Here is an 8,792-nt window from a genome sequence, read left to right as displayed (position 1 = left end):
CTCACGGGCTTGGACAAGAAAATCTTCCATTACAGCAGGGGAAGAAGAACTATTAATTATTGTCCAATGCCCAATTCCCAATTCTCAATTCCAATGAATAAACCTGATCCTAATCGAGTTTTGCGGCGTCTACCCATTGTCGTGGGTGGGCTAGGCGCTGTACTTTTGCTGATTAACCGTTTGTTGACAGAGGAATTAACCCAGTCTCAATCGCGTGGTGATGTGGTGGGCGTGATTTTGAGTGCGGTGTTAATTTTGACGGGTTTAATTTGGCAGCAAGTTCAGCCGCGATCGCCTGATATTGTAGAACTAATTGGAGAAGAAGGTTTTGTACTGGCAGCAGATTTACCCGAAGCCGTGAAAACAGAGCTAGCCTGGGCATCTCATTTATTATTGACTAATACGGTAACGCGATCGCTTGTGGTTTATTACCAAGGTAAGGTTTTGTTGCGTCGTGGTATTTTGGGTACTAAATCTGAGGTTGTACCAGGAGTAATCTTAAAACAGGTACTCGAAAAACAAAAGCCGATTTATCTAGTTGCTCTAAAAATATATCCAGGTAGGCTTGAATTTGATTATTTACCAGAGAATACTCAAGGTGTAATTTGTCAACCTATTGGCAACCAAGGTGCATTAATTTTGGGAGCGAATGCTCCTCGCAGTTATACCAAACAAGATGAAAATTGGATTGCCGGAATTGCTGATAAATTAGCCGTTACTCTTAGTACTTAGATTATTCCCTAGTTTAGAAGTCAGTTAATTTTGGATTTTAGATTTTAGATTCATATCAAATCTGTTAATCACTTATCATTAAAATCTCCCCGCGTCTCCACGTCCTCGCGTTAGCCTAAATGATAAGTGGTTTAAGTATGTATGATATGAACCCACACTATTGAGCGCCACAAGTACATTTTCGATAGAAAAATTTCATTTAAAAGAGGCTCTCTACGAGACGCTGGGCGTAGCTTACTTCCCCGTAGGGGTACATGCAATATGGTTCGGTTAAAGGGGAAAGGGGAAAGGGAAAAGGTTTTGAATAAATTTTTACCCTTTACCCCTTACCCTTTAACCAGACCACAAGGAAAGTGAAAAATGCTTATCCGAACCGTATTGGGGGTACATGGGCTAAGGCTACGCTATCAGACAATCTAAAATCTAAAATCTAAAATTCGTTCACCAAGAAGTCAAAAAATTCCACCCTTCCTTTTCTTCTGGTGTCTTTTCTTCTTTTGCTTCTGATTCTTGTGGTGTATCTAAATTTGTCTGTTGAATTAAATTATCATAAGCTCCAGAATCAACCCATCTTAATAATTCGCCAGCCCGCATAACTACCCAAGAAAGCCCAGACTCTGTATAGCTTAATATTTTAGTGACTTTATCCACACTCTCAAAGTTATTGAATGCAAACTCACGGGCTTGGACAAGAAAATCTTCCATTACAGCAGTAGTTAAGTACTCATCTGGCAAACCTGCGAGTTTCATCAGTGTAGTAGTTGCTACATCGATATCCTGACAAGCAAGCAAAGCCGCCCGATCAGCAGTGAACCTAGCCATCATCCGCCAATTATATAAACCCAATTCCATACCACCAGCTATTAAACCACCCACACCCAGCGTTGTACTGCTTAACAAATTTTTCAAAGTTGGCATCACAATTGCCATTTGGTGATAAACCATGTGCTGACTCTTGATGCGAGCAATTTCGTGTCCGAAAACGTAAAGTAACTCATCCGGGCCAAGCCACTCCATTGCATCTAAATTGATACCAACAAGGGGTTTTTCCACGCCAACAATGTAGGTTTCAATGTGACCTGTGCCTTGAAACAGATACAGTTCAGGAAGGGGAGCAACATCAAGAATTTCACAGGTTTCTACAAATGCTTGATGTAATTGGGGAAAATTACGGGGCGAAATTCTGATTTCACTACCAAGGCTTTGCAGTCTGAGCAAGCGATCAATGCCGTATTCGTTAACTTTCTTGAGTAGCAAGGAAACACCAGGCATATTTTGCAAAGAAGCCAAGGCTTTGCGATCAAAAGGATGTTCGTAGGCTTCTGAACTCAGTCCAGTTAATATTTTTCTCGTCATTTGTTTTGAGCTTTATTTTGGAGTGTTGGGAAAGTTCAGTGAGTCAGTACGAACGGCATGGGTATGTTCCTACAACCCACAATTATTAAGACAAGCCAAGAGCGATCGCAGAGAGATTTTAGCAGATTGAACTAGAAAATCATATTTGCTGTCGGTGAAATCTCAGCATTTATCAGCATTTTGCCCAGATACAATATAAAGTAGGGCCGCTCGGAAATTTAGAAATTTATCTATGCAAATTATTTATTGGCTATTAATTGCCGTAATGGTTGTGGGTATCATCGGTGCTGTAGTTCCAGCCATACCCGGTAGCAGCTTAATTTTAATTGCAATTATCGTCTGGGGTATCGTTAGTAGTTCCTTCGCGGCTATCAAGATTCCTTTAATTGTGACAATTATAGTTTTACTGCTCAGTGTCGGAGTTGATTTTTTAGCTAGCTATGTGGGAGCAAGACAAGCTGGAGCTAGCAAATGGGGGCAAATCGGCGCAATTGTCGGTTTGGTGGTGGGATTTTTGGGATTATTGCCAACATTACCTTTTGGGGGTCCACTGTTAGGAATTTTATTAGGCCCACTTTTAGGGGCAATTATTGGTGAGTATATTTACCGACGTGAATTTGGGTTGGCGGTTAAAGCAGGTATAGGAATTGTAGTCGGCTCTTTGGTGGGAAATTTGATTCAAGGATTGTTAGCGATCGCAGCAGTTGTAGTTTTCGTTGTGACAACTTGGCCACAGGTATTTGGTTCTTAGCATTTCAAGATTTGAGAATAGCAGTAATAGCTAGTAGTCAGTCTACTTATTACAGACATTCAACTAGCTGACTAAAATTTTCTACATTACACCAAAAGGGCGGTTTCTCCCATTTCATCTATGGATTAGGAGGAACCGCTACTTAGTGTATTGCGCGTTGGATAAATCTCCTTTGTTTCAACACTTCTCGGATAAACATTCTTTATCCCTCTTATAGTCTGGGTAAAAGGTAAATTGACACCCTTAAAAAAATTTGGTAAATCTCCAATGACTGAATATAAAATATTGCTTACTCTATTTATCTAAAAAATAGTTGAGTAATTTGCAATAACAAAAAGCACAAAATACATTCAGTATACGTAAGTTAAATAGATCGGCTTCAACCCGATTCAATGATAAATATACGAAGGATAGATATATCAGAAATAAAAATTTTATGAAGACTAGTCAGCAATTGAAGATGTAATGAAGACCACTAAGTAAATCTTGCATACTCAGAATCTATGTGATTTTATGGAAATAAGAAATACGTCACACAAGTGCCGCTTTCACTGACAGTATTTTAAGTAAATTACTGATAGTACAAGTAAAACAATCAATCGTTGCCGTCAAAGTTATTATTAGGATTCTCAAACGATCATGATTAATTTAAAATCTAAATTATTAAACGCTACTCTGGCTACTACTGCTGCACTTCCTTTAGCTGTTGCTGGATTATTTACCTCTGGTGGTTCTGCTCAGGCTGCTGCACTCAAAGGTGAGTTCAGTTTTAACGGTGGTTTAACTGCGAATCCATTTGCTAACAGTTTAGTAACATTAAAAAAAGATTCACTAACCTTCACTCCAGATAGCGTTATCGCAGATGCCAATGGAGTAAAGAGTACCCCAGTTTCTATTGCTGCTCAGACAGGAAGTTTCTTAGGTTTCAATTCCGCAAGTATACGTGATATCATCTCATTCGCAAGCGATACTGTACAAAATCCATTTCTAGACCTTGGTAATCTTGCCCTTCCTGGTGTAATTCTGCCTGGGGAAAACACAGCTTCTTTAGCGGATGGCAGTAATATCTTTACGTTGACATCTTCTGATTATAAAATAACCCAGACCGGTGCAAACATTACTATAGCAGTCGATTTGTGGGGCTACTTTACCAGCGCTACTGGTGAGATAACTAAAGGAGCAGGAAGCTTATCTTTCCAAAGAAATGATACTACTGTTGCTCAGGCAAATACAATTCTCAATACTACTGGCGGTTCATTGGCTAATTTGACTTTTTCTGGTTCTACCTTCACCACTTCCGTTCCCGAACCTGCTGCATTACTTGGTTTGGGTGCAGTAGGTGCTGTAATGGTGATGTCTCGCCGCCGCAAAAGTGTTGTTTAGTATGAATAAGGGACTTTTAGAAACTGAAAGTCACTCTCATTTATGATTTATTCGATCTGGCTGGAATGAAAAATTTTACCAACCAGATCGAATTTTTTTCTACTATCAGACTGATTGTAAAGAATTTTTGGCTTCAGTGGCGATCGCTTCTACTTCATCATTAGCCAGTGTTTCTAATATAGATTTAGCTTCTGCACCACCTAGAAGAGTCAGCGCTTGTACAACTCTGTAACGCATTTGCCAGTCTGGATTGGTAGCATAAGGAGCTAAGAGGGGAACTGCTTCTAGATTTCCCAATTCACCGAAAGAACTAATAGCAGCAGTTTGCACTAATTCGGTTTCTGATGAGAGTGCCTCTTTGAGCAATTCAAAGGCTCGTGGATCGCCCAATGCTCCTAATGTAGCGATGATACTAAATTGTATTAGCCATTCATCAGTCTTGTAGTAAACCTCCTTTAAGTCTTCAAAAGCGTCATGTAGTTGGAGTGCGCCTATACAGTCTGCTGCTGCTGCTTGTACATCTACTTCAGAGTCATGAAGCAAGCGATCGCGCAAGATATCCAAAGATAATTGTAAATCTTGTGTTCCGAGTGTATCCATTTGACTCACTGCTGAGTAACGAACACGGGAATTGCGATCGCTAATGGCAGTTTGAATCAATTCAAAGCCAACCGTAGGTTCCAGTTGGCGGATTTGATTTACTGCACGTAAGCGATCGCCTAAATCCTCAGAACTTAGCAATTGCTTAACAGACTCCGAAGTAATACTCATTTAGTTATCCTTGATTTTCAAAAGTGTAAAAAATACTTAACAGTTATCAGTTATCAGGCTGTTAGCTGTTAACTGATTATTCTTGACTTGCTGCCATTGCCCGAATAATATCACCACGAGTGAGGATACCAATTACTTGATCTGTGCCATCAAGTACTGGCAAGCGGTGAACGCTGCGATCGTGCATGATTGTAGCGGCTTCTTTTAAAGTTTTATCAGGGGAAATTGCGATCGGGTTTTTACTCATCACCTCCCCAACGGTTTGCCCTAGTGCTTTATGTAAATCACGTTCATAGGTAGCAGGATTTTTTAAATAGATAACGCTATCAAGAAACATAATGTACGCAGGTGGAGTAACACCAGTTTCTTGCCACATCAAATCGGTTTCTGAGATAATGCCCACTAATTTCCCGACATCATCCACAACAGGTAGTCCACTGATGTGGCGTTCTGCGAGAATTTGGATAGCTTCCTTCAGTGGAGTTTCCGCACGAACGACAATAGGATCGCGGCTCATCACATCGGCAACAGTTTTAGGCATTTATTTGTTGATACCTTTTATCAAAGTCTCTGCGCCTATTGTAGAAAATTGCGGGACTCAACCTGATGCAATTAATAGATTGTTACGGTATTGGGAATTGGGAATTGGGCATTGGGCATTGTACTGAGCGTTCACCTAGCGTCTCGGAGATAAATCTTTGGCGCAGCCTCTCTTAGAGAAGCATTGGGCATTAAGTATTAAAAAACTCTTCCCCATTCTCAATTCCCCATTCTCCATTCCCAATTCTCAATTCCCTTTTAAAGCATCAATAATTTGAGTATTTGCTTTCGGAAAAGTAAACTGATCCAGTTCTTCCAAAGTTACCCAGCGAATTTCATCTGATTCTAAAGGTTGGGGAACACCTGTAATATGGCAGCAGTGATGTACTGTGAGGCTAACGCGCAAATTTGTATAGGTGTGGTCAATAGTAATCAGATGCTCTCCCACTTCAATTACTATTCCTAGTTCTTCGGAAATTTCCCGTTGAATACACTCTTGAATAGTTTCACCAGGCTCGATTTTACCACCAGGGAATTCCCACAAACCGCCCATTGCTCCTTCTGGACGACGGCGATCGATTAAAATTTGCTTTTGGTCATTCCAAATTACTGCAACACCAATGATTTTGTGGGGCGGTAAAGAACTGGTTTCACTCATAATTGATGGACAAAAGGGGAAGATGATTAACAACAAAACTCGGCAGACTAATTTTAACTCTGCCGAGTTTTGATTTTTTAAATTTCAACCTTAATGCGTCACTGTTTTCGATATTTTAAAAAAATCTAGCTGATAATTATTGGGAATTAGCGCCAAAGATTTCGCAGAGCCTTATTTTTAATTCCTATAGCCGTGACTGTGGCTAGCAATCAGCCCAACAACAATATAGAATTTGCTAACTTTTCTATTTCTAGTCAACTTCAGTGTTGTTGGTTTCAGTCCCTTGTAGAGCGAGTTCAAAATTCATTCTCTGTTCAGCATTACGCAAGAAATAACCACTAATCATAGCAGAAGCCAAAAGCCGACCTAGACTTTCCCGACTGGTGCTTACGGTGATGCCAAAATGTTCTGAAGGTAGATTACCCAATAGTCCTGTAATATTCCGTTCCATCACCTGAAAAACCTCGGCAGATGTAGGTTTAGATAGCTGGGTAACTGTCTCTGGACTCAAGGATTTAACATACTGCCATAGTAAATCGTTGGTTTCTGATTCGCTATTGAAAAATTCTGAGACACGATTGGATGGGTTACTCATTTTTTAGCTCCTTAACTACCACTACTGGCTACGGTGCTTGTGATTTTAATACTAAATGTCTGTTTTGGATTTGACTTAGCTAGCTGTTTTGTCTTCCTGTCAACTAATGTAACAGCCTCGCTTTCTGGTGGAAGTAGGTGTAACCGTACTAAAGTCAGCGTATTTTCGTCACCTTAACAATTGAAAGAGGCAGGAGGCAGGAGGCGCAAAATGGAAAAGGGATTCAAACCCCAACCAAATTGTAAGCGCCGTGTAGACGGCGTGGTTTTAAACCCTTGTTCCCTTCTCTTCTCTACGAGAGGCTACGCCAACGAGACGCACTCGCGTTCGGTCACGGGCAGGAGACAGATAGCGTAGCGTAAAGCCTGCGGCATAGCTACGCTTAGAGCGAGTCCGCGAGCGTCGGGCAGTTTTCCTCCTGCCTCCTGCCCTCTGCCTCCTGCCTTACTTGATAAAGTAAGGAGTGAGAAGTTCATTAAAAACTCCTCACTCCTAATTCTTGTACAGACGCGATTAATCGCGTCTCTGCTTCTAACTTGCCAAATATTCACCCATATTGGCTTTAGACTTGCGAAGTTTGGTTAAAGCTTCCCGCTCAATTTGCCGGACTCTTTCTCGGCTGATGTTCAGTATTTCACCGATTTTAGCCAGAGTCAGCGCTTGCCCATCAGTTAAACCAAAGCGCAGTGTAATTACTTCCCTCTGTTGCGGCGTGAGATCGCCCATGAGACGATCTAAGTCATAAGATAGGGAAGATTGCATGACAAACTCTTCTGGAGATGCTCCTGGATCTTCGAGCATTTCTCCGAGTTCAGTGTCGTAGTTATCACCCAACCGCAAATCCAAGGAAAGGGGCAAACGCGCCTTTTCTAGATATTCTCGTACTTGTTTGGGGGTCAATTCTAATTCTTGAGCTAGTTCACCAGCTGTAGGAGCGCGTCCCAACTTTTGAGACAATTGGCGCTGTGCCTTTTTAATCTTATTTAATTTTTCAGTAATATGGATAGGCAGCCGAATTGTCCGAGCTTTTTCGGCTATAGCACGAGTGATAGCTTGCCGAATCCACCAATAGGCATAAGTAGAAAATCTATACCCTTTGGTAGGGTCAAACTTTTCTACGCCACGTTGCATACCAATACTACCTTCTTGGATCAAGTCCAGTAAATCGACGTTGCGCTTGATGTACTTTTTAGCAACGGAGACTACCAGGCGCAAATTGGCTTCTACCATTTTACGCTTGGCAATTTCACCATCAGCGATCGCTTCGTTCAATTCTGCTGGTTCTAACTTTGTCGCTTTGGCCCACTCTTCTAAGGTCGGTTGACGACCTAACTGGGTGGCAAGAGATTCTCTTGATTCGTGCAATGTACAAGAACGTTGCACCTGTTTACCATAAAAAATCTCTTCCTCGTGTGTTAAGAGTGGCACACGGCCAATCTCACGCAGGTAAGTCCGCACGAGGTCTGTGGCTGTCTGAGCGGTCTTCATGGCGCTACTCTTTGGTAATGATGGGTTTGGCGGTAGGGTCATTAAGGGATAGATGCTTTGTTAGGGTGCTACCCAGTCAGACTGGGAACCCATGTATGGTTTGCAACTTACGCGCCCGATAAATTCGGCTGCTCATAATAAACAAATTTAGGCTTCTTAACTGCTAAAAGTTACAGTTATTTCCTACTTTTCACAAGTATCTACAGTTAGATAAAAGGTAGCTTCTTAAACATTTTTTTATTGGAGCCTTATTAATAATTGTAACATTTATGAGAAGTTTTGGCTATATAGCGACATTAAATTTCCTGGTTGTTCCAGTTCATGCAATATCGCCCTCTCTCTAAAGGCTGACTATAAGTCAATTTCAGAAATTATTTAGTGAATATAAGCTTCCTCATATTTGCTAAGATATCTCTAATGAGAACTATAGTCATTCTCTTATAACAATTACTTAATTTTCTTGGGAATTGGGAATTGGGAATTGGGCATTGGGCATTGGGCATTAGACACTAATTAAT

9 protein-coding genes are annotated in these 8,792 nt (G+C 41.0%); 3 read left to right on the top strand and 6 right to left on the bottom strand.

The window, feature by feature from the left end:
- Positions 1 to 93 precede the first annotated feature (93 nt).
- On the top strand, positions 94 to 732 hold the full coding sequence (locus G1O98_RS34575; protein ID WP_163938270.1) for a cofactor assembly of complex C subunit B: 639 nt from the start codon (positions 94 to 96) through the stop codon (positions 730 to 732).
- 441 nt (positions 733 to 1,173) lie between these two features.
- Here the strand turns inward: G1O98_RS34575 and G1O98_RS34570 are convergent, their stop codons facing one another.
- A complete protein-coding gene (locus G1O98_RS34570; protein ID WP_163938267.1) occupies positions 1,174 to 2,088 on the bottom strand; it encodes a M48 family metallopeptidase in 915 nt (304 codons plus the stop codon).
- Between the two features lie 232 nt (positions 2,089 to 2,320).
- Here G1O98_RS34570 and G1O98_RS34565 point away from each other — a divergent pair, with 232 nt between their 5' ends.
- Together G1O98_RS34565 and G1O98_RS34560 are read left to right on the top strand one after the other, a co-directional pair.
- Positions 2,321 to 2,839 carry a DUF456 family protein gene (locus tag G1O98_RS34565; RefSeq protein WP_012412032.1) on the top strand — a complete coding sequence of 173 codons (519 nt, stop codon included), beginning with the start codon at positions 2,321 to 2,323 and terminating at the stop codon, positions 2,837 to 2,839.
- A gap of 639 nt (positions 2,840 to 3,478) precedes the next feature.
- Positions 3,479 to 4,222, top strand: coding sequence for a PEP-CTERM sorting domain-containing protein (locus G1O98_RS34560; RefSeq protein WP_163938263.1), 744 nt, complete (start codon positions 3,479 to 3,481; stop codon positions 4,220 to 4,222).
- Between the two features lie 105 nt (positions 4,223 to 4,327).
- Here G1O98_RS34560 and nblB read toward each other — a convergent pair whose 3' ends face one another.
- The 5 genes from nblB to G1O98_RS34535 all read right to left on the bottom strand — a co-directional run bounded on the left by nblB (position 4,328) and on the right by G1O98_RS34535 (position 8,274).
- Positions 4,328 to 4,993 carry a phycobilisome degradation protein NblB gene (gene nblB, locus G1O98_RS34555; protein WP_012412034.1) on the bottom strand — a complete coding sequence of 222 codons (666 nt, stop codon included), beginning with the start codon at positions 4,991 to 4,993 and terminating at the stop codon, positions 4,328 to 4,330.
- Between the two features lie 76 nt (positions 4,994 to 5,069).
- Positions 5,070 to 5,534 (bottom strand): CBS domain-containing protein, encoded by a 465-nt coding sequence (locus G1O98_RS34550; protein WP_012412035.1) that lies wholly within the window; start codon positions 5,532 to 5,534, stop codon positions 5,070 to 5,072.
- A gap of 246 nt (positions 5,535 to 5,780) precedes the next feature.
- Positions 5,781 to 6,191 (bottom strand): 8-oxo-dGTP diphosphatase MutT, encoded by a 411-nt coding sequence (mutT, locus tag G1O98_RS34545; RefSeq protein ID WP_163938260.1) that lies wholly within the window; start codon positions 6,189 to 6,191, stop codon positions 5,781 to 5,783.
- Positions 6,192 to 6,441: 250 nt separating this feature from the next.
- Positions 6,442 to 6,786, bottom strand: coding sequence for a DUF760 domain-containing protein (locus tag G1O98_RS34540; RefSeq protein WP_012412037.1), 345 nt, complete (start codon positions 6,784 to 6,786; stop codon positions 6,442 to 6,444).
- A gap of 531 nt (positions 6,787 to 7,317) precedes the next feature.
- Positions 7,318 to 8,274, bottom strand: coding sequence for an RNA polymerase sigma factor, RpoD/SigA family (locus G1O98_RS34535; RefSeq protein WP_114081492.1), 957 nt, complete (start codon positions 8,272 to 8,274; stop codon positions 7,318 to 7,320).
- Positions 8,275 to 8,792 lie beyond the last annotated feature (518 nt).

This window comes from Nostoc sp. UIC 10630 (genome assembly GCF_010747425.1).
In the GTDB taxonomy this organism is placed as follows: Bacteria; Cyanobacteriota; Cyanobacteriia; order Cyanobacteriales; family Nostocaceae; genus Nostoc.
This window is presented reverse-complemented; position numbering and strand designations above follow the sequence as displayed.

Bases quoted from the DNA above. Each gene is read 5' to 3' on its own strand.
- G1O98_RS34575 (WP_163938270.1), top strand. From the start codon at position 94: ATGAATAAACCTGATCCTAATCGAGTTTTGCGGCGTCTACCCATTGTC.
- G1O98_RS34570 (WP_163938267.1), bottom strand. From the start codon at position 2,088: ATGACGAGAAAAATATTAACTGGACTGAGTTCAGAAGCCTACGAACAT.
- G1O98_RS34565 (WP_012412032.1), top strand. From the start codon at position 2,321: ATGCAAATTATTTATTGGCTATTAATTGCCGTAATGGTTGTGGGTATC.
- G1O98_RS34560 (WP_163938263.1), top strand. From the start codon at position 3,479: ATGATTAATTTAAAATCTAAATTATTAAACGCTACTCTGGCTACTACT.
- nblB (WP_012412034.1), bottom strand. From the start codon at position 4,993: ATGAGTATTACTTCGGAGTCTGTTAAGCAATTGCTAAGTTCTGAGGAT.
- G1O98_RS34550 (WP_012412035.1), bottom strand. From the start codon at position 5,534: ATGCCTAAAACTGTTGCCGATGTGATGAGCCGCGATCCTATTGTCGTT.
- mutT (WP_163938260.1), bottom strand. From the start codon at position 6,191: ATGAGTGAAACCAGTTCTTTACCGCCCCACAAAATCATTGGTGTTGCA.
- G1O98_RS34540 (WP_012412037.1), bottom strand. From the start codon at position 6,786: ATGAGTAACCCATCCAATCGTGTCTCAGAATTTTTCAATAGCGAATCA.
- G1O98_RS34535 (WP_114081492.1), bottom strand. From the start codon at position 8,274: ATGAAGACCGCTCAGACAGCCACAGACCTCGTGCGGACTTACCTGCGT.